Here is a 17,934-nt window from a genome sequence, read left to right as displayed (position 1 = left end):
GCAGCCTTACGCCGCGTCGGATGATCCTTCTGCTCAAGAGTCTAGAGCTCCCGCGTCAGACGGGGGCGGCTCTCGAGGGGGAAGGAAACCAATGTTGAAGAGCAGATATTTCTGCGGCGGCTCTCTATTGGCTGTCGCCCTGGCGATTTCCGCCACATCGGCGCAGGCCCAGCAAGCGTCCACCGTCGAGGAGGTGGTCGTCACCGGGTCGTTCATCGCGGGTACGCCGGAAGACGCGGCCGTGCCGGTCGACGTGATCGGCTCCAAGGAACTGGAAGCCCGCGGTTCGCCGACGATGGTCCAGTTCATCAAGACCATTCCGTCGTCGGGCGCGGTGATCGGCGAGAACAACCGTTTCGGTTCGGGCTCGGGCGCGGCCACCATCAACCTGCGCAGCCTGAATTCCGCGGCCACCGGCGCGCGCACCCTGGTGCTCTTCAACGGACGGCGGGTCCCGGTCTCCGAACAGGGGAACGGCTCGGTCGACATCAACCTCCTGCCTTCGGCCGCGATCGGCCGGGTCGAGGTGCTTAAGGACGGCGCGGCCGCGACCTACGGCTCCGACGCCATCGCCGGCGTCGTCAACTTCATCACCCGGAACGATCTCGACGGCTTCGAGCTGAGCGGTCAGTACCAGTTCATCGACGGTTCGGACGGCGACTACGAGCTGTCGGCGGCCTGGGGCAAGAAGTGGGAGCGCGCCGACGCCCTGGTCACCCTGGGCTATCGTCGGCGGTCCGAACTGCCGATCTTCGAGCGCGACTGGGCGATCCGCACCGGCGTTGACGGCTTCCTGGAAAATCCGCTGGGCGGATGGGCGGCCACCGGCAACCCCGGCGGCTACAACTATGCGACCACCGCTCCGGTGGGCTCGCCGAACTCCGGCTTCACTTCCGCGAGCTTCACCGGAACCCTGCCGGATATCGGCTGCGCGGCCAATGGCGGCGCGCCCTACAGCCTGACCACCCTTATCGGCACGCGCACGGTCAGGCCCGATTCCTCGGTCTGTAACTTCCAGTACACGACCTTCGACAACCTGGTGGAGAACGAGCACCACTACTCGGCCTACGGCAAGTTCAACTTCGACGTCACCGACAATATCTCGGCGAATATCGAAGTGCTCTACGCCATGCACGATACGCCGTTGCAGAGCTGGGCGGTCACCGGGCCGAACCAGTTCCCGGCGCCGCAACTGCCCTCCGGCGCTTCGCCGGGCGGCGGGGTTTCGCCCATTCCGGCGACGGGTACGGGCGAGCAGTCGCGCTTCTTCATCCCCAACACCAACCCCGGCCTCCTGGCGCTGATCTCGCAGGTGAGCGCGGCCAACTGCACCGGCACGGCGCTGCCTTACGGCGTCGATGCGGCGAGCTGCGCCGCGGGTCTGGCGCTCGCGCAGGCCGGCCTCGCCAACGCCGGCGCCTACGGCGTCGCGGCGAGCCAGAGCGTCTGGCGCCCGATCGGCTTCGGCGGCAATCCGTATAACGACGATAGGCATGCCCACTACAGCTACAAGGTCGATACGGCCCGCGTGGCCGGCGGCTTCAAGGGCAAGTTCGACAACGGTATCGGCTTCGACCTGTCGCTGACCTATCAGAAGCAGGACTACAACTATAACCTGGAAGACCTGTCGGTTAACCGCCTGCAGCTCGCGCTGCGCGGCTTCGGCAGCCGCGATGGCGCGGCCAACCAGTGTACGGCGGCGGAAACCAACAACTTCACGACCAACGCCGGCAATGCGTCGATGGGTTGCTATTACTTCAACCCGTTCACCAACGCCTTCGCCGAAAGCTTGGCCCAGGTCGGCCCCAACCCGTTCTACATCGCCAACTCGACCATCCCCGGCTTCAACGAAGCCGCCGACGCCCGCGGCGACGTGGTCGCCTGGATGGACGAGAAGCAGCGCAACCACCGTTCCGCCGAGCTGTTCGTCGCCGACCTGGTCCTGAACGGTCAACTGCCGTGGGGCCTGGGCTGGGGCGGCGACCAGATCTCCTGGGCCTGGGGCGCGCAGTACCGGTACGACCGGACGATCTCGAACCCGGACGTGCTCTACGACGCCAACGCCACGCCCTGCGTGGACTCGCCGCCCTTCGGCGACGGCTCGCCCTTCTGTCCGACGACGGCGAACGGGCCCTTCCTGTTCAACGCCAACCTGCGTCCCTTCGACGTGAACCGGAAGATCAGCTCGACCTTCGCCGAGGTGCTGGTGCCGATCACCGAGGACCTCGAGCTCACCCTGGCCGGCCGCTACGAATATTATGAGAGCCAGGACGAGACCTTCAATCCGAAGGCCGCCGTCCGCTGGCAGGCCCTCGACTGGCTGGCGCTCCGCGGATCGCTGGGCACCACCTATCGCGCTCCGGCGGCGACCATCACCACCGACAACTTCTCGCGCGGCCTGACCAACGCCAACGGCACCTATCGAGCCAACGACCTGTTCGGCAACCCGGACCTGAAGCCCGAAACCGCCTTCACCTACAATGTCGGCGCGGCGGTCAACTTCCCGAACTTCCGGGCCACCCTGGACTACTGGAGCTTCGACTTCGACGACCCGATGACCTCGGAAACCACGGCGGACCTGCTGAACGTCATGTTCCCCGGTGGTTCGGCGACCGGTAACTGCGGCAACCCGGCCTATGCGGCCGTCGAGGCTCGCTTCACCTTCTCCGGCTCTTGTGGACGGGCGAACATCCTCTCGTACCGCACCCAGTACATCAACGGCGGCAACGTGAAGACCAAGGGCCTCGACTTCCAGGCCAACCTGGACGTCGGTGAAGTGCTTGGGGGTGACTTCACCGCCGGCTTCGACGGGACCTACCTGCTGAAGTACGACGAGGCGCCCTACATGATCGAGGGCTTCCCCTCGAACAGCGCGGGCGTGCAGGAGCGGGCCGGCACCTACCGGGCCTCGCTGTTCACCGGCTACAACAGGCTGCGGGCCAACGGCTTCCTGAACTGGTCGCGTGGCATCCACAACCTGCGTTGGCAGACCCGGTTCATCTCCTCGACCACCCACGTGGAGACGAATCCGATCGCCCTGGCTGCGGCGCTCAAGACCGATGGGACCAAGATCCCGGAATACTGGCAGCACGACCTGACCTATCGGGTCGAACTTCCGCGGAACGTCACCGCGACCCTGACGGTCCAGAACATCTTCGATGAGGACCCGCCGTTCGCGCTGGGCACCCAGTACAACTACGACCCGGGCAGCGGGAACCCGCTCGGCCGCGTCTACGCCGTGTCACTCAAAGCGCGCTTCTAGCCGACCTAAGGCGTCGCCCCCCTCGAAGGGCGGCGCCTTCTTTTTTCCTCATCTCGACCTTGGTCGGGCCCGCAGGGCCGCCGCCTCCTCGGGCGTGAGCTTGGTGACCGTCCGCACCTGGCACCGCTGCTGCATGCCGCCCGGGCCGCGGGTTATGATGGTCGCGTCCAGGCCCGAGCAGATGGACGAGCCCCCGCGCGAAACCAGGGCGATACGCTGGTTCCAGTCTACGTCCGGGCAGCGACTGAACAGGTCGAGGCGGAAGGCGTTGTTCACCCCGACCGTGACAATGACCGTCTGGTCGTCGATGGCGCTGAAGCCGCTGACGCTTTGAGCCCAGAAACACTGTCGTCTGGCGTTATCGCCGGCCGCCGACTGCCGTCCGTCGGTGTCCCTGGTGGCGCACGCCGCCAGCAGGAGAAGGGCGGCGCAGCCCGCCCCTAAGGATGCTCGGATCACGCTCATGCTCCCTTTGCGGGCTGGTGCAACTCATCGTCGAACTTAAGCCGGATTGCGGCCTTTGCGTTCCGCGCGCTTTCGAAATCGGTCGGGATCGACGATCGCGGCCACGGCTTCCGGCAGCGGGGAGGGCGCATCGAGCGCCAGGGCCGCAACGTGCTCGGCCAGCAGCGGCGCCAGGCAAAGGCCGCGCGAGCCGAGCCCGCCCAGCACGTAAAGCCCGGCGCGCCCGCCTATGGCGCCGGCCAGCGGCAGGTGGTCGCTGGTGGTCGCCCGAATCGATGCGCGACCTTCCAGCGGTTCGCCCGCGAGGCTGGCGGCGGTGGCCGGCAGCCGCTCGGCCAGGGTGGCCAGGTTGCGCTCGTGATCATCCTGGCGAACCTCCGTGGAGGTCTGACCCCGGTCGTGGGTCGCGCCGAACAACAGTCCATCGCGGGTCGGCACGATATATCCGCCCCAGGCCATGGCCGCGGGCGGCGGCGGTGCGTTCGCCATCCAGCTTGCTTGGCCGCGGACCGGCGTGACCGTCGGCGTCAAGCCGAAATCTCCCAGGCCCGCGCCGGCGGCCAGGACCACGACGCCGGCCTCCAGCAGGGTCTCGCCCTCCTCGCCTATGAGACGCCAGCCGCTCCCGCTCGCCTGCACTTCGACGACGCGGGCCCGTAGAACCTGGCCGGTCCAGGCCTTGAGGATCGAGGTCGGCTGCGCCACCAGGGCGCGGCTCATCGCCAGCGCCGCCGGCGCGTCCGACGAAGCCTCGCGGGGCGTCAGGTCGCCTGGTTCGAAGAGGTCAGATGCCGCGATCTTGGCGAAGCGCGCCGGGTCGCGATCGTCCTGCGCCAATTGCAGCACGCCACGGGCGATCACCACGTCGGGCGTGGCCTCGTAGAGCGCGCCGGCCCGCCGCAGCGATTGGGCGAAGAGTTCGGCGATCGGACCGAGCCCTGCGTCCAGCCGCGGCGTCACCAGGCCGGCCGGATTCCCCGACGCGCCTGCGCCCGCGCCTTCGGCGTCGATCAGGATCGGTTCGACGCCCAGGGCCCTGAAGGCCCGCGCCAGGGAGGCGCCCGCGACGCCGGCGCCGATGATCGCCGCGGTGCGCGGCGAAGGCGGCGGCGCGTGACCGGGTAGGCGCGCCTCCAGCCGCTCGCGCTTGCGGCCGAAACCTGGGCGCTTCTCGACCTCGAAGCCGGCGGCGGCCAGGCCTCGGCGAACCGCGCCGGCGACCGTGAAGGTCGCGGCCCGAGCGCCGGGCGCGGACCGCTGCGCCACCAGCGCCATGATCTCTTCGCGCCACATGGCCGGGTTGAGAGCGGGGGAAAAGCCGTCGAGGAACCAGGCGTCTGCCTTGCCGGTCCAGGCGCCGAGCGCCGCCTCGACGTCCATCACCGCCAGGTCGATGGTCGTTCGGGCCTCGGGAATCTCGATCCGGTGGAAGCCGCGCGCGCGCCCCGGCCAACGGGCGACCAGCAGCTCCACGAGGTCCGACAGCTCAGGCCAGCGAGCCAGGGCCTGGGCGGCCTCGGCCCCGGTGATCGGGTGGGCCTCGATGCTGAAGACGTGCAACCTCGCGTCGGGCTGCGTAGTGCGTCGCCACAGCTCCATCAGGGCCAGGATGTTCAGGCCCGAGCCGAAACCCAGCTCGCCGACCACGAAACGTCCCCGCCCCTGCCAGGCGCCGGGAAGGCCGCAGCCCTGCAGGAATACGGCCCGCGATTCGGCCAGGCCGTCCTCCGCCGAGAAGTACACGTCGCCATAGAGACGGGATCTGGGCTGGCCGTCCTCGGTCCAGGTCAGCGGCGATTGCGTGCTCATGGCGGTATCATAGCGGACAAAAGAAAAGGGCCGCCCCAAAGGGCGGCCCTCCGCTTAGAACGCTGATGCGTTCGTAAGACTTACTTCGCGGCCGGAGCGGCAGCGGCGTCGGCAGCCGGGGCGGCCGGAGCAGCGGCGGCGTCGGCGGCGGCGGCCGGAGCAGCAGCGGCGGCGTCGCCAGCGGCCTTGGTCGCGTCGGCGGCGGCGTCGGCGGCGGTGGCCGCAGCGTCGGTCGCGGTGGTGGCGGCTTCAGCAGCGGTCGAAGCTTCGGTGGTGGCTTCGGCGGCGGCGGCGTCGGCCTTTTCAGCCGGCTTGCCGCAGGCGGCGACGGACAGAGCGGCGACAGCGGCGCCGGCGACGAGCAGCTTGCGAAGGATTTCGGTGGTCATGTCCCTGGGTCCCCTGGAAACGGAGGTTAGAAGCGCCTGACGAGGCGAACCCGTGTGGGAACGGTCGCGAGCGCTGCCCTGGAATATGCCCGGCTGAGCGCCAAGGGCAAGGCTTTAATTCACGCCTCTGTGATCACATTTCGCCCCGAGGGCGAGATTGTGTGGAAAACCAAGGCTTTCGAGGGAATATCCGCCAACGGCCGGTCATTGCGCGTTCCGCTAGCGGGCGCTTCATATAGGCGGTTGTCGGAGGATTGCTACATGGATTCGGCTTTGACGGATGCGCCCCGGGCGCGTCTTTTCGAACTTGCGGGCCGCGGCGGGGCCATGGCGGCGCTCGAGTTCGGGGACGCCTCCCGCCCGGTGGACATCGTTTTCGTCCACGCCAACGGTTTCAACGCCCGGACCTATCGCGCGATCCTTGAGCCGCTGGCCCGGGACTATCGGATCCTGGCGGTCGACCAGCGTGGTCATGGCCGTTCGACCCTGCCGGCCGAGACCGAGGGGCGGACCTCCTGGAACGGCCTGCGCGACGACCTGCTGGCGCTGCTCGACACCCTGGACCTGGGCGATGTCGTCCTCTCGGGACACTCGATGGGCGGCACCGCCTGCGTCCTGGCCCAGGCCGAAGATTCGCGCCGCATCCGCAGTCTGGTCTTGTTCGATCCCGTCGTGACGCCGGGCCCGAGCAAGGTCGATCCGGCCCAGTTCGCCAACTCGCCGATGGTCCAGGGCGCTCTGAAGCGCCGGTCGGTGTTCCCGGACCGGGCGGCCGTCGTGGCCGCCTATACGGGGCGCGGCGCCTTCAAGACCTGGCCGCCCGAAATGCTCGCCGACTATGTGGCCGACGGCTTCCGCGAGCGCCCTGACGGCGAGGTCGAGCTTTCATGCTCGCCGGCCTGGGAGGCGTCGAATTTCAGCTCCCACGCCCACGACACCTGGGGCGCCTTCGAGGCCGCCAGGGTCCCGATGCGCATCTTCCGCGCCGCCCAGGGCTCCACCTGCCGCGAAGATCCGCGGCTGGACGCCCTGGTCGCCGCCGGCCGTATCCAGATGGAGACCGTGCCGGGCACGACCCACTTCGTGCCCATGGAACGGCCGGACCTCGTCCAGGCCGCCCTGCGCAAGGCGGTCGGCTAAAGCGCCAGGCCCTTGGGGGAGGCGGCGCGGTAGACCTCCTGCGCCGCCTGCGAGATGTCCACGACCTTGCGCTTGTCGAGGTCGAAGGAGATCACCACCGCCTCGGCGCTGGCCCATGGCCGGCCGCTTTGCGGATCGACCATCCAGTGGATCACCCGGCGGGTCCGGGCGTCGCAGCCCGCAAAGCCGGAGCGCAGTTCGACGCCGTCGCCGGCTTCCGGCCAGGCCAGGTGCAGCACCCGGTATTCCAGCACCGCCCCGCCGATCCGCGGCTGCGGCTCGTCCTCGGCGAGGCTGGCCGGGCCAGGCCGGGTCTCGCCGAACAGCCGGCCCACCCCGTCCGACACCCGGCCGATGAAGATCTCCGGGCGCATGCGTCCGAACACGTCGCATTCCGCCGGTCCGATCACTCCGAGGCCGATGCGCTTCAGGTCCAGCCCCAGCGCCCGTTGCAGACTGGCGGTCGAGGTCACCGGCGAAAGGTCGATGCTACGGGCGGCTGCGAAGTCGGGGACCTTGGTCATCAGGCCGGCCGCGCGTTCGCGGATGGGCGCCGACCAGGCGAAGGGGCGCATCTCCTTGCTCGTGACGTGCTCGACGACCAATTGGAAGGTGGCCGCGGGCCGTCCGTCGGGATGGCGGATGACCAGGATCAGCCGCGCGTCGGTCTCGCCCATTTCGACCACGCCGCCGGTCATGCTCAGCGCCGCGCCCGCATGCGCCTCGCGCAGGAAGCGGATGTGCTGCTCGCGGACGATCACCGTCGCTTCGCCGTCGGCGGCGAACGCGCGAGGCATGCCGAGCTGCGCGGCCAGGCCAGCCAGGCCCTCCTGCGCCTTGGCGCCCCAGAACCGCACGTTCAGGTGGCCCATCTCGTCGCATTCCCAGGTGTTGACGCCGCCGCTCCAGACTTCCACGCCGTCAGACACGCTCGACACTCCCCGGGAATATGGTGGGCGGAACTTAGGGGGCCTTGCGCATGGGCGCCAGCTTTGCGCTGGCTCTCGGCGATTCGCCCCGTTAAGGCGGGGCAAAGCTTCGGAGACGGTTTCATGAGCGGGAATGACGAGTTCGTCTATGACGAGGCCACGGGCGAGTGGGTCAGCGCAGCCGATCTTGCGGCGCGGAACGCGGCCGCCAGCGTGGTGGAGGTGCGCGATTCCGTCGGCAACGTCCTGGCGGATGGTGACAGCGTCACCCTGATCAAGGATCTGAAGGTGAAGGGCGCGGGCCAGACCCTGAAGCGCGGGACGGTCATCCGCTCGATCCGTCTGACCGGCGATGATCAGGAGATCGACTGTCGGCACGAGTCCATCAAGGGCCTCGTGCTGCGCGCCGAGTTCGTCAAGAAGCTCTAGTCGCGCTTGCCCTCGGCGGGATCGCCGCCGGGGCCCATATGCCCGCCGGACGAGCTCTCGGTCTCGAAGCTGCGGCCCTCGTCGGGGTATCGTTCGGCGCCGGCGTTGTCCTTGGCCGCATCCAGCGGCTGGGCTGCGTTGGCGCGGCGACCGGGTGTCTGCAGTTCCTTGTCTTGCTGATGTCGGGGCATGGCGCTCCTCCTTCTGACAGCAAAACCGGCAGGGCCGCGTCACGTTCCAGCCTGGACCGCGCCGGCGCCCTGGCGCACAGTCGCTGGGACATGGAGGAAGCCGGATGCCGTCCTCGGCCGTCCTTGTTCGACGCCACAGCCTGATCGTGCGGTTGACCCACTGGATCAATGTCCTGGCCCTGCTGGTGCTGCTGGCCAGCGGCTTGCAGATCTTCAACGCCCATCCGGCGCTCTATTGGGGAGACGTCTCGACCTTCGCCCAGCCTTGGGCGGCGATGGTCGCCGGGGAGCGCGGCGATCAGGCCGTCGGCGTGACCAGGATCGGATCGGCGATGTTCGAGACCACCGGCCTGTTCGGCTTTTCGGGCGGCGAGGTCCGGGGCTTTCCCGCCTGGGCGACCCTGCCGAGCTATCGCAGCCTGGCCGATGGCCGACGCTGGCACTTCTTCTTCGCCTGGATCTTCGCGCTGAACGGCCTCGTCTATCTGCTCGCCGCGTTTGCCGGCGGCCACCTGCGCCGTGACCTGCTGCCGGGCCGCGACCAGCTTGCGCCCGGCCACATCTGGCGCGAGGTCGTCGACCATAGCCGCCTTCGGTTCGCCAAGGGCGAGGCGGCGCGGCGCTACAACGTGCTCCAGAAGCTGAGCTATCTGGCGGTGGTGCTGATTCTCCTGCCGCTGATGGTGCTGACCGGGCTTTCCATGTCGCCAGGCATGAACGCCGGATTTCCCTGGCTGCCGGAGCTCTTTGGCGGGCGGCAGTCGGCGCGGACGATCCACTTCCTCACCGCCAGCCTGTTGGTGCTGTTCGTGCTCGTCCATGTGCTGATGGTGCTTCTCTCCAGCCCCTGGAACAGCCTGCGCGCCATGGTCACCGGGCAGTTTGCGATTCGGCAGGAGGGCGGCCGATGAGAGGTACGCGCCGGCAATGGCTCTCGGGCCTGGCGACCGCGGCGAGCGGCCTGGTCCTGGCCGCCTGCGACCAGCTCACCCTCAATCCGTCCGTCCAGAAGGGGCTGGCCCGGGCCGAAGGCCTGACGCGCCGCGCCCAGCGCCTGCTGGTCGACCGCACCGCCCTGGCGCAGGAGTTTCCCGAAAGCCGGATTTCCCCGGACTTCCGGGCGAACGGATCGATCTCGCCCGGCGACGCCGATTATCGCGCCCTGGTCGACAATGGCTTTGCGGACTGGCGGCTGGTCGTGGACGGCCTGGTCGAGCGGCCGCTGGCGCTCTCCCTGGCCGAGCTCCGCGCGCAGCCGGTCCGCACCCAGGTCACCCGCCACGACTGCGTCGAGGGATGGTCGGCGATCGGCAAGTGGACCGGGGCGCGGCTCGGCGCCCTGCTGGACAAGGCGGGGCTGAAGCCTGACGCTCGCTACGTCGTCTTCCACTGCGCCGACACCCTCGACCCCAATGCGCCGCAGGGCCTTGGCCGCTATTACGAGAGCATCGACCTCGTCGACGCCTACCACCCGCAGACCATCCTCGCCTACGACATGAACGGCGCCCCACTGCCGGTCGCCCATGGCGCGCCCGTCCGCCTGCGGGTCGAACGCCAGCTCGGCTACAAGCACGCCAAGTACGTCATGCGGATCGAGGCCGTCGCCGACCTGACGGGCATCGCCGGCGGCAAGGGCGGCTTCTGGGAAGACCGCGGCTACGAATGGTACGCGGGGATCTGAGCCTAGTTGTACGGCGACTTGGCGATCAGTTCGGCCTCGGCGGCGCAGGCGGCGGCGTCGGGGACCTTGGGCGACTTGCGGGCCGCGGCGATCTCCTTGCGAGCCTTGTCCATGTCGGCGCGGAACCGGGGCGAGGCGTGCAGGCCGGCGACCACGATCGAGCCGTTGGTGCGCCCGGACTCCACCGCGCTCATGTTGTGGACGCCGCAGATCAGCCGGCTCTCGCCGAACGCGCGGGCCCGGGACAGGACCTCGGTGCTGTGTTCGGGAAGGAGTTCGGCCAGCACCAGCCCGACGCTCCAGCCCCAGGTGGTGTGGCCGGAGGGATAGTCCGGGCTCTGGGCCAGGCCGTCCGTCTTGGCCACGCAGATGTCGCCCTGGTCGACCAGATAGGGACGCTCGCGCTTGTAGATGTCCTTGGGACGGTTCACCGCGCGGCGCACGTCGTGGCGCATGGTGGTGAGAATCCTGGTCACGGTCGGCGCATTGTCCGGCGTCAGCTCCAGGCCGATGGCGCAGCTCATGTCCTTGAGGATCGCGGCCTCGTCGACGTCGCCGGCCGCCAGCGACCAGCGCGGCGAGTCCTTCATCGCCCGGGTGGCCAGGAAGGTGGCGCGGTCGGCCTGATAGCGGATCGTACCGGGCGTCGGCGCGGGCGGCAGGATCTTGTAGGTGTCGGGCGCGGCCTCGCCGAGATAGCCCTGAGGCGCGGTCGGCGGGTGCTGGGCGAGCGCCGCGCCGCCTGCCGCTGCGACGAGGATTCCCGTGATGCTCAGGCTGGTCAGCGTGCGGTTCATCTCATCCCCCTGCGGCTGTCGGCTCCGCCTCCGGCCTAAACAAAAATGGCCGGGGCGTGAACCCCGGCCATTCTCGTTTCGCTTAGGCCTTCTTTTCGAAGAGCTTGTTCCAGCGCGGCTTGGTGCGGGTCTTCCACGATCCCTTGTGCCAGGCGTTGGAGGCGATCAGCGGGACCACGGTGGTGGCTTCGGCGAAGACCATCTGTTCCCAGGTCACGTCGACCTTGCCCCAGGAGCAGGCTTCCTTGAGCGTCGAGGACGAGCAGGCGCCGTCGCGCACGTCGGCCACGGTGATCTGGACCGCGTAGCGGTGCATCTCGGCCTCGTGGCCGAGGATCTCGGCGCAGACCACGGTGTCCTGGGCGAAGTTCTTCGGAACGCCGCCGCCGACCATGAAGAGGCCGGTGGTGCCGGCCGCCAGCTTGATGTCCGTCAGTTCACGGAAGTCGGCGACCGAGTCGATGGTCAGGTAGGGCTTGCCCGCCTTCATCCGCTCGACCTGATGCTTCACCAGGCCGAAGCCGGCCGAGCTATCGGTGAAGGCCGGGCAGAAGATCGGCACGCCCTCGTGATAGCAGGTCTCGATCAGCGAGCCCGGCTTCTTGGCGCCGCCTTCGGCCAGCCACTTGCCCATCTCGTAGATGAACTCGCGCGACGAATAGGGGCGGGGCTCCAGGGCGTTGGCGATCTCGTAGATCGTCGAGTCGCAGGCCTGCAGCTCTTCCTCGTCGATGTAGGTGTCGTAGATGCGGTCGATATAGAGTTCCCGCAGGTCGCGGTCGTCGACGTTCGACTGGGCCTGATAGTGCTTGAAGCCGAGGGCCTCGAAGAAGTCCATGTCGATGATCGAGGCGCCGGTCGAGACGATCGTGTCGATCATCCCGTACTTCACCATGTCGCGATAGATGTGCATGCAGCCGCCGGCGCTGGTCGACCCTGCCAGGGTCAGCCAGGTCGAGCAGTCCTTGTCTTCCAGCGACATCGACCAGATGTCCGCCGCGCGCGCGGTGTCGCGGCTGGTGAAGCTCATCTTGCGCATGGCGTCGATGACCGGACGGGCGTCGTACTGGTCGATCGCCACGTGCTCGACGGTGTTGGCCAGCAGTTCGGCCTTGCGGTTCGACTTCTGAACGTCAGCGTTCATTCTCTTAAATCCTCAGAGTTTGAGCGCCCGTCCAAATGGAAGAGGCGCGGCCGGGACGGAGCGACCGGCCGCGCCTATAACACTCGAGCAGCCGGCTTATTTCCGCCGACGCTTCTTTCCGCGAGCTCGCGACAGTTTCACGACGTTCTGGCTCTCCTGGCGGGGAACCGGGATCGAACGCCGCGCCAGGCCGAACATCGAGGCCATGGGCGCGTCGGCCGTCTCCACGGTCTCGGCATCGCCGAAGCCGTTGAAGCGGGTGTTCATGGCCACGCCATAGGCGCCGAGCATGCCGATCTCGACATAGTCGCCCTCGCGCACATCCTCCGGCAGCCAGAACGGGCCGGGCATGTGGTCGAGCGAGTCGCAGGTCGGACCCCAGAAGCGGTAGGGCTTCAGCGGGCCCTTCACCTCGTGGGCCTCGCCGTTCTCGCCGCGAAGCAGCTTGACCGGAAAGGGCCATTTGGTGTGTGCGGCGTCGAACAGCGACCCATAGGAACCGTCGTTCAGATAGAGCGCGTCGCCCTTCTTGAGTTCGACCTTGGTGAGGATCGAGGAGCCCTCGGCCACCAGCGCCCGGCCCGGTTCGCACCACAGCTCGGTCGTCTCGTGCACCATCATCTCGGCGAAGCCGCGGTCGATGGAGTCCATGTAGTCGGCCAGGTCCGGCGGAACCATGCCGGGATAGACCGACGGGAAGCCGCCGCCCACGTCCACCACGTCGGCGAACACGCCGGCGCGGACCAGGGCGCGGGACGCCTGGGTCATCGCCGCCTGGTAGGCGGTCGGACGCATGCACTGGCTGCCCACGTGGAACGAGACGCCCATCAGGTCCTGGGTCGCGCGGCGGGCGGCCAGCAGCAGGCCCGGAGCCTGATGCGGATCGACGCCGAACTTGCCGGCCAGCGAATAGGCCGCGCCCTCGGCGGAGACGCCGAGACGGACGATGAGGTTCAGATCCTTCGCGCCCTGGGTCGCCGCGAGGATCTTCTCGAGCTCCTCGTGGGTATCCAGCGAGAAGGTCTTCACCCCGTGATCGAAATAGGCGGCCGCAATCGCCGCGCGGCTCTTCACCGGGTGCATGAAGGCCATGCGGGAACCCGGCGCGTGCTGCGCGACCAGCTCGATCTCGGGGACCGAGGCCACATCGAAGGACGTCACGCCGTTCTGCACGAGGGCCTGAATGACCCAGGGCGAAGGATTGGCCTTCACCGCGTAGAAGACGTCGCCTTTGAAATTATCCTGGAACCAGCGCGCCGCTACCGCCACCGCGTCCGGTCGCGCAATGGCGACAGGGCGTTCCGGTGGCCGCTCACGGACCAGGTCCAGGGGCGTATGGTACCTTTGCACCTCACGCAACCCCCAACGGATTGTTGAACCTAGACCGGCGTTAGCAGCGCTTTTGAGGACATCGGGTCCGCCGGAGCCGTGCGAAATAGGGTCGTTGACCCTCGATGTAAAGGGGTTTGTGCGCTCGCCTGGAAATTGTCATGAAACCCAGGCCCGGCCAGCGTTTGCAGAGGAAGCGCGAACTTGGTTTCCGAAGTGTTTACACCCGCGGCGATCGTGCGCAGCAAGGCGCTTGGTCGGTCCGCGCTGGCCGCCTTATCCAGGCATTGAGAGGGATTGGCCCAGCCGATCGCGATCTCGCGCTAGACCAAAAGCGCAGCCTCGTGTCATGAAGCCGTCGCAGGGGTCGGCGATCTCCGTACCATTGCGCATGCTGATCCGGGAAACATCGCCATCTATGTCTGAAGCCGCCGTACTGTCCGTGCGGAACGCCTCGAAGAGCTTCGGCTCTCGTCGCGCCCTGGATTCCGTGTCGATGAACGTCGGCAAGGGCGAGATGATCGCCCTGATCGGGCCTTCGGGCTCGGGCAAGTCGACCCTGCTGCGCTCGATCAGCGGCCTGCAGACCATCGACGGCGGCGCCGGCAAGATCGAGGCCTTCGGCGGCGTGGTGCAGTCGGACGGCAAGATCAGCGGCAAGGTGCGCGAGGCGCGCATCCGCATCGGCTTCATCTTCCAGCAGTTCAACCTGGTCGGCCGCCTGACCCTGTTCAGCAACGTCGCCCTCGGCTCGCTCGGCCGCATCCCGTTCCTGCGCGGCGTGCTGGGGCTGTGGCCGGCCGAGACCAAGCAGGCGGTGATGGCGGCCCTGGCCCGGGTGGGCGTGGCCGAATATGCCGGCCAGCGCGCCAACACCCTTTCCGGCGGCCAGCAGCAGCGCGGCGCCATCGCCCGCGCCCTGGTCCAGAAGGCCAAGATCATCCTGGCCGACGAGCCGGTGGCCTCCCTCGACCCCGTCTCGGCCCGCCGGGTCATGGAGATCCTGCGCGAGCTCAACCAGCAGGACGGCCTGACGGTCGTCGTCACCCTGCACCAGGTCGACTACGCCATGCGCTACTGCGATCGCGTGGTCGCCCTGAAGGCCGGCAAGATCGTCTATGACGGCCCTGCCGCCGGCCTCGAACGCAAACAGCTCATCGACATCTACGGCCCGGAATTCGAAGACGTCTTCTGGGAAGGAGCGCCGAAATGATCGACCGCCGCCTCCTCATCGGCTCAAGCCTCGCGGCCCTTGGCCTGTCGGCCTGCGGCAAGTCCGAGCAGACCCCCGCCAGCGGCCCGCCCAAGGTGCTGAACTTCTCGATCCTCGCGACCGAGAACTCCTCCAGCATGGAGACCTTCTGGAAGCCGATCCTGGCCGACATGGAAAAGTCGATCGGCATTCCGGTAAAGCCGTTCTTCGCCTCGAACTACACGGCGCTCATCGAGGCCCTGCGCTTCAAGCAGACCGACGCCGGATGGTTCTCGAACCAGTCGGGCCTGGAAGCGGTCCGCCGTTCCAACGGCGAGGTGTTCGCCCGGACCTTCGATCCCAGCGGATCCGATGGCTACACCTCGGTGCTGATCGTGCCGGCCAACTCCAAGACCACGCTGGAAGACGTGCTCAAGTGCGACAAGACGCTGACCTTCGGGATCGGCGACGCCAAGTCGACCTCCGGCACCCTGGCGCCGATGACCTACCTCTTCGCGCCCAAGGGCATCCGCCCCGAGGCCTGCTTCAAGCAGGTGCGCACCGCCAACCATCAGGCCAACCTGTTCTCGGTGGCCAAGGGCGTCCTGGACGTGGCGACCAACAATTCAACCGCCATCCGCCTGCAGCGTGAGCGCAAGTCGCCCGTGGCCGACCAGATCCGCGTGATATGGGAGAGCCCCAAGCTGCCTGAGGACCCGATCATCTGGCGCAAGGATCTCGATCCGGCCCTGAAGGAGAAGCTGCGCCAGTTCTTCCTGACCTACGCCCAGGGCGAAGGCCCGGAGGCCGAGCGCCAGCGCAAGCTGCTCTCGGCCCTGTCCATCGGCGGCTTCCGCCCCGCCGACAACAACCACCTGCTGCCAGTGCGCGAGATGGAGGCGACCGAGCAACTGCTCGAGGCCCGCAACAGCGGTGACAAGGTCAAGGAAGCCCAGGCCCAGAAGACGCTCGACGGGATCGCGGCCGAGCGCGCCGCTCTCCAGGCCAAGACCGGCGAGCCGGTGAGCGTCCAGTAGGAATCCGAAGTGACCGCCAGCGTGACCCAAGCCGACCTGCTGAAGCCGCCCGAGCGGCCGCTCGGCCAGCGCCTGTTCGACCTCGGCCTGTGGGGCGGCATCGCCATCCTGCTGGTGATCAGCTTCGGCCCGGCCGAGATGGCCAAGCTGCCGCTGCTGTTCCAGAACTCGGAGAACATGCGCCAGTTCGGTCAGGAGTTCCTGCGCCCGGACTTCACCGACTGGACGTTCCTGATCGCCCAGATGTGGCTGACCATCCAGATCGCGCTCTGGGGTACGGCCATCGCCGTCCTGCTGGCCATTCCGCTCGGGCTGCTGGGCGCGCGCAACGTCACGCCGCCCTATGTCCAGCTCCCGATCCGCCGGTTGATGGACGCCCTGCGCTCGGTGCCCGACCTGGTCATCGGCACCATCTTCGTCGTCGCCGTGGGGCTTGGCCCGTTCGCCGGGGTCATGGCCCTGGCGCTGAACACCGGCGGGGTGCTCGGCAAGCTGTTCTCCGAGGCGGTCGAGTCCATCGACAAAGGCCCGGTCGAGGGCGTGCGCGCCACCGGCGCCGCGCCGCTGCAGGAGGTGGTCTGGGGCGTCATCCCGCAGGTCGCGCCGCTGTGGACCTCCTATGCGCTCTACCGCTTCGAATCCAACAGCCGGGCGGCCACGGTGCTCGGCCTGATCGGCGCGGGGGGCATCGGCCAGATCCTGTTCGACAGCCTGAACAGCTTCGCCTATTCGCGCGTCGCGGCCATCGCGATCGTGATCGTCGTCGCCGTGACCCTGATCGACCTGCTGTCGCAGACCATCCGCGGCCGCCTGCTCTAAGGCGCAGTGGAGCGGCTCAGGCGGCCGTCGCCGACCTCACCTCCGTCCGCACCTCGGAGCGCGCCTCAAGGGTGCGATGGACCGGGCACTTGCCGGCGATCTCCTCGATCTTGGCGGCGAGGTCCTCTGAGACCTCGCCCTCGACGGTGATCACCCGGCTGAAGCAGTCGATCTTGTTCTTCGGGCCGCCGCCGACCGCATCGCTGTCGCGGACGTGAATCTTCTCGTGCGAGACGTCCACCCGCACCCGGCCGAGCGACAGCCCCTTCATCTGGGCGTAGAGCCTGATGGTCATCGAGGTGCAGGCGCCCAGGGCGATGGACAGGTAATCGTAAGGCGAGGGGCCGCTATCCATGCCGCCCACGCTCTCCGGCTCATCGGCGAACAGCCGGTGGCGGCCGGCCTGGACAGCGTTCTGGAACTTGCCGACGCCAGTCTCCATGACCCGCACATGCTCGATGGGCTCCTCGCCCTGCGGTTCGTCCTGCGGCAGGTAGCGGCTGGTCCAGCCGCTGATCACCTGGGCGGCGAAGGCCGCGTCCGCCGGGTCGGTCAGCAGGTGGTCGGCCTTGTCCAGCGAAACGAAGCTCTTGGGGTGGCGGGCGGCCACGAAGATCTCGGTGGCGTTCTCGATGCCCACCGTGTGGTCGAGCGGAGAGTGCAGGATCAGCAGCGGCTTGCGCATCGCCTTGATCGCCGCGCTCAGGCGATGGCTTTCCACGTCCTCCACGAATCGCCGCGCGACCCGGAACCGGCGGCCGCCCAGCTCGACCTCGGCCTCGCCCTTGGCCCTGATCTCCTCCAGGCTGGAGCCGAGATGCTTCAGGACGTGGTGCGGCTCGGCCGGCGCGGCGATGGTGACGACCGCCCGCGCCTCGGGGATCTCCTTGGCCGCCGCCAGCACCGCCGCCCCGCCCAGGGAGTGGCCGATCAGCACCGCGGGCGCCTGGTAGTGGTCGCGCAGATAGTCCGCGGCCGAATAGATGTCCTGGATGTTGGAGCTGAAGTTCGTGCTGGCGAACTCGCCGCCGCTGGAGCCCAGGCCGGTGAAGTCGAACCGCAGCACCGCCAGGCCCTCGCGCGCCAGCTCGGCCGAAATGCGCTTGGCGGCGATCTGGTCCTTCGAGCAGGTGAAGCAGTGGACGAAGAGCGCGTAGCCCCGCACCGGCCCGTTCGGCAGCTCCAGGCGTCCGGCCAGGGTCGCACCTGAGCGGCCGGGGAACTCGACGTGCTGGACGGCTTCGGCCATGGCGATCTCCTTAAGCTAGGCTCAATGTAGAGATTGGCCACCGACATTGCCCAGGCGCCATCCGGATTTGTC

General features: G+C 68.1%; 17 protein-coding genes. 8 read left to right on the top strand and 9 right to left on the bottom strand.

Translation table 11 applies throughout. The annotated features are described in order from the left end of the window. Positions 1 to 91: 91 nt before the first annotated feature. On the top strand, positions 92 to 3,262 hold the full coding sequence (locus ABID41_RS06355) for a TonB-dependent receptor (protein WP_354297309.1): 3,171 nt from the start codon (positions 92 to 94) through the stop codon (positions 3,260 to 3,262). 48 nt (positions 3,263 to 3,310) lie between these two features. Here the strand turns inward: ABID41_RS06355 and ABID41_RS06350 are convergent, their stop codons facing one another. The 3 genes from ABID41_RS06350 to ABID41_RS06340 form a co-directional block, all read right to left on the bottom strand. Then, positions 3,311 to 3,721, bottom strand: coding sequence for a DUF6491 family protein (locus tag ABID41_RS06350; RefSeq protein WP_331932781.1), 411 nt, complete (start codon positions 3,719 to 3,721; stop codon positions 3,311 to 3,313). Positions 3,722 to 3,763: 42 nt separating this feature from the next. Next, entirely contained in the window at positions 3,764 to 5,536 is a 1,773-nt protein-coding gene (gene mnmD / locus ABID41_RS06345) for a tRNA (5-methylaminomethyl-2-thiouridine)(34)-methyltransferase MnmD (protein WP_354297308.1), read from the bottom strand. Between the two features lie 80 nt (positions 5,537 to 5,616). Next, a complete protein-coding gene (locus tag ABID41_RS06340; protein ID WP_354297307.1) occupies positions 5,617 to 5,925 on the bottom strand; it encodes a hypothetical protein in 309 nt (102 codons plus the stop codon). A 261-nt stretch (positions 5,926 to 6,186) separates the two neighbouring features. Here ABID41_RS06340 and ABID41_RS06335 point away from each other — a divergent pair, with 261 nt between their 5' ends. Then, the gene (locus ABID41_RS06335; RefSeq protein WP_331932035.1) at positions 6,187 to 7,065 is read left to right on the top strand and encodes an alpha/beta fold hydrolase; all 879 of its coding nucleotides are present in this window, start codon (positions 6,187 to 6,189) and stop codon (positions 7,063 to 7,065) included. On the opposite strand, the gene ABID41_RS06330 is transcribed toward ABID41_RS06335, so the two are convergent. Beyond that, on the bottom strand, positions 7,062 to 7,994 hold the full coding sequence (locus ABID41_RS06330) for a thioesterase family protein (protein WP_354297306.1): 933 nt from the start codon (positions 7,992 to 7,994) through the stop codon (positions 7,062 to 7,064). The genes ABID41_RS06335 and ABID41_RS06330 overlap by 4 nt on opposite strands. 213 nt (positions 7,995 to 8,207) lie before the next feature. Between ABID41_RS06330 and ABID41_RS06325 the strand changes: the two genes are divergently transcribed. Beyond that, positions 8,208 to 8,423 (top strand): alkylphosphonate utilization protein, encoded by a 216-nt coding sequence (locus tag ABID41_RS06325; RefSeq protein ID WP_331929085.1) that lies wholly within the window; start codon positions 8,208 to 8,210, stop codon positions 8,421 to 8,423. Here ABID41_RS06325 and ABID41_RS06320 read toward each other — a convergent pair. Then, positions 8,420 to 8,614 carry a hypothetical protein gene (locus tag ABID41_RS06320; protein ID WP_331929063.1) on the bottom strand — a complete coding sequence of 65 codons (195 nt, stop codon included), beginning with the start codon at positions 8,612 to 8,614 and terminating at the stop codon, positions 8,420 to 8,422. The two genes, ABID41_RS06325 and ABID41_RS06320, sit on opposite strands and share 4 nt — an antisense overlap. Positions 8,615 to 8,718: 104 nt before the next feature. On the opposite strand from ABID41_RS06320, the gene ABID41_RS06315 reads away from it, so the two are divergent. Together ABID41_RS06315 and ABID41_RS06310 are read left to right on the top strand one after the other, a co-directional pair. Then, entirely contained in the window at positions 8,719 to 9,525 is an 807-nt protein-coding gene (locus ABID41_RS06315) for a cytochrome b/b6 domain-containing protein (RefSeq protein ID WP_331929065.1), read from the top strand. Further along, the gene (locus tag ABID41_RS06310) at positions 9,522 to 10,295 is read left to right on the top strand and encodes a molybdopterin-binding protein (protein WP_331929066.1); all 774 of its coding nucleotides are present in this window, start codon (positions 9,522 to 9,524) and stop codon (positions 10,293 to 10,295) included. The genes ABID41_RS06315 and ABID41_RS06310 overlap by 4 nt, the downstream gene beginning before the upstream one ends. A 2-nt stretch (positions 10,296 to 10,297) precedes the next feature. Here the strand turns inward: ABID41_RS06310 and ABID41_RS06305 are convergent, their stop codons facing one another. From ABID41_RS06305 to ABID41_RS06295, 3 genes are all read right to left on the bottom strand, one after another. Further along, complete coding sequence (locus tag ABID41_RS06305) at positions 10,298 to 11,092, bottom strand: acid phosphatase (RefSeq protein WP_331929068.1); 795 nt, start codon at positions 11,090 to 11,092, stop codon at positions 10,298 to 10,300. 82 nt (positions 11,093 to 11,174) lie between these two features. After that, a complete protein-coding gene (locus tag ABID41_RS06300) occupies positions 11,175 to 12,236 on the bottom strand; it encodes a 1,9-bis(guanidino)-5-aza-nonane synthase (protein WP_331929070.1) in 1,062 nt (353 codons plus the stop codon). A 96-nt stretch (positions 12,237 to 12,332) separates the two neighbouring features. After that, a complete protein-coding gene (locus tag ABID41_RS06295) occupies positions 12,333 to 13,586 on the bottom strand; it encodes a type III PLP-dependent enzyme (protein WP_331929072.1) in 1,254 nt (417 codons plus the stop codon). Between the two features lie 397 nt (positions 13,587 to 13,983). Between ABID41_RS06295 and phnC the strand changes: the two genes are divergently transcribed. The 3 genes from phnC to phnE are packed head-to-tail and all read left to right on the top strand — an operon-like array spanning position 13,984 to position 16,613. Then, positions 13,984 to 14,778 carry a phosphonate ABC transporter ATP-binding protein gene (gene phnC / locus ABID41_RS06290; RefSeq protein WP_331929073.1) on the top strand — a complete coding sequence of 265 codons (795 nt, stop codon included), beginning with the start codon at positions 13,984 to 13,986 and terminating at the stop codon, positions 14,776 to 14,778. Then, on the top strand, positions 14,775 to 15,794 hold the full coding sequence (gene phnD / locus ABID41_RS06285) for a phosphate/phosphite/phosphonate ABC transporter substrate-binding protein (RefSeq protein ID WP_331929075.1): 1,020 nt from the start codon (positions 14,775 to 14,777) through the stop codon (positions 15,792 to 15,794). Before phnC ends, phnD begins: the two co-directional genes overlap by 4 nt. Before the next feature lie 9 nt (positions 15,795 to 15,803). Then, positions 15,804 to 16,613 (top strand): phosphonate ABC transporter, permease protein PhnE, encoded by an 810-nt coding sequence (gene phnE / locus ABID41_RS06280; RefSeq protein ID WP_414695913.1) that lies wholly within the window; start codon positions 15,804 to 15,806, stop codon positions 16,611 to 16,613. A 16-nt stretch (positions 16,614 to 16,629) separates the two neighbouring features. Here the strand turns inward: phnE and ABID41_RS06275 are convergent, their stop codons facing one another. Then, complete coding sequence (locus ABID41_RS06275; protein ID WP_331929077.1) at positions 16,630 to 17,862, bottom strand: bifunctional alpha/beta hydrolase/OsmC family protein; 1,233 nt, start codon at positions 17,860 to 17,862, stop codon at positions 16,630 to 16,632. Positions 17,863 to 17,934: the final 72 nt, after the last annotated feature.

It is taken from the genome of Phenylobacterium koreense, assembly GCF_040545335.1.
GTDB classification, from domain to species: domain Bacteria; phylum Pseudomonadota; class Alphaproteobacteria; order Caulobacterales; family Caulobacteraceae; genus Phenylobacterium; species Phenylobacterium koreense.
The sequence above is the reverse complement of the archived record's forward strand: the minus strand, read 5'-3'. Positions and strand labels throughout refer to the sequence as shown.

Excerpts from the sequence above, each read along its gene's own strand:
- ABID41_RS06355 (WP_354297309.1), top strand. The coding sequence starts at position 92 with ATGTTGAAGAGCAGATATTTCTGCGGCGGCTCTCTATTGGCTGTCGCC.
- mnmD (WP_354297308.1), bottom strand. The coding sequence starts at position 5,536 with ATGAGCACGCAATCGCCGCTGACCTGGACCGAGGACGGCCAGCCCAGA.
- ABID41_RS06340 (WP_354297307.1), bottom strand. The coding sequence starts at position 5,925 with ATGACCACCGAAATCCTTCGCAAGCTGCTCGTCGCCGGCGCCGCTGTC.
- ABID41_RS06335 (WP_331932035.1), top strand. The coding sequence starts at position 6,187 with ATGGATTCGGCTTTGACGGATGCGCCCCGGGCGCGTCTTTTCGAACTT.
- ABID41_RS06320 (WP_331929063.1), bottom strand. The coding sequence starts at position 8,614 with ATGCCCCGACATCAGCAAGACAAGGAACTGCAGACACCCGGTCGCCGC.
- ABID41_RS06315 (WP_331929065.1), top strand. The coding sequence starts at position 8,719 with ATGCCGTCCTCGGCCGTCCTTGTTCGACGCCACAGCCTGATCGTGCGG.
- ABID41_RS06310 (WP_331929066.1), top strand. The coding sequence starts at position 9,522 with ATGAGAGGTACGCGCCGGCAATGGCTCTCGGGCCTGGCGACCGCGGCG.
- ABID41_RS06305 (WP_331929068.1), bottom strand. The coding sequence starts at position 11,092 with ATGAACCGCACGCTGACCAGCCTGAGCATCACGGGAATCCTCGTCGCA.
- ABID41_RS06300 (WP_331929070.1), bottom strand. The coding sequence starts at position 12,236 with ATGAACGCTGACGTTCAGAAGTCGAACCGCAAGGCCGAACTGCTGGCC.
- phnC (WP_331929073.1), top strand. The coding sequence starts at position 13,984 with ATGTCTGAAGCCGCCGTACTGTCCGTGCGGAACGCCTCGAAGAGCTTC.
- phnD (WP_331929075.1), top strand. The coding sequence starts at position 14,775 with ATGATCGACCGCCGCCTCCTCATCGGCTCAAGCCTCGCGGCCCTTGGC.
- ABID41_RS06275 (WP_331929077.1), bottom strand. The coding sequence starts at position 17,862 with ATGGCCGAAGCCGTCCAGCACGTCGAGTTCCCCGGCCGCTCAGGTGCG.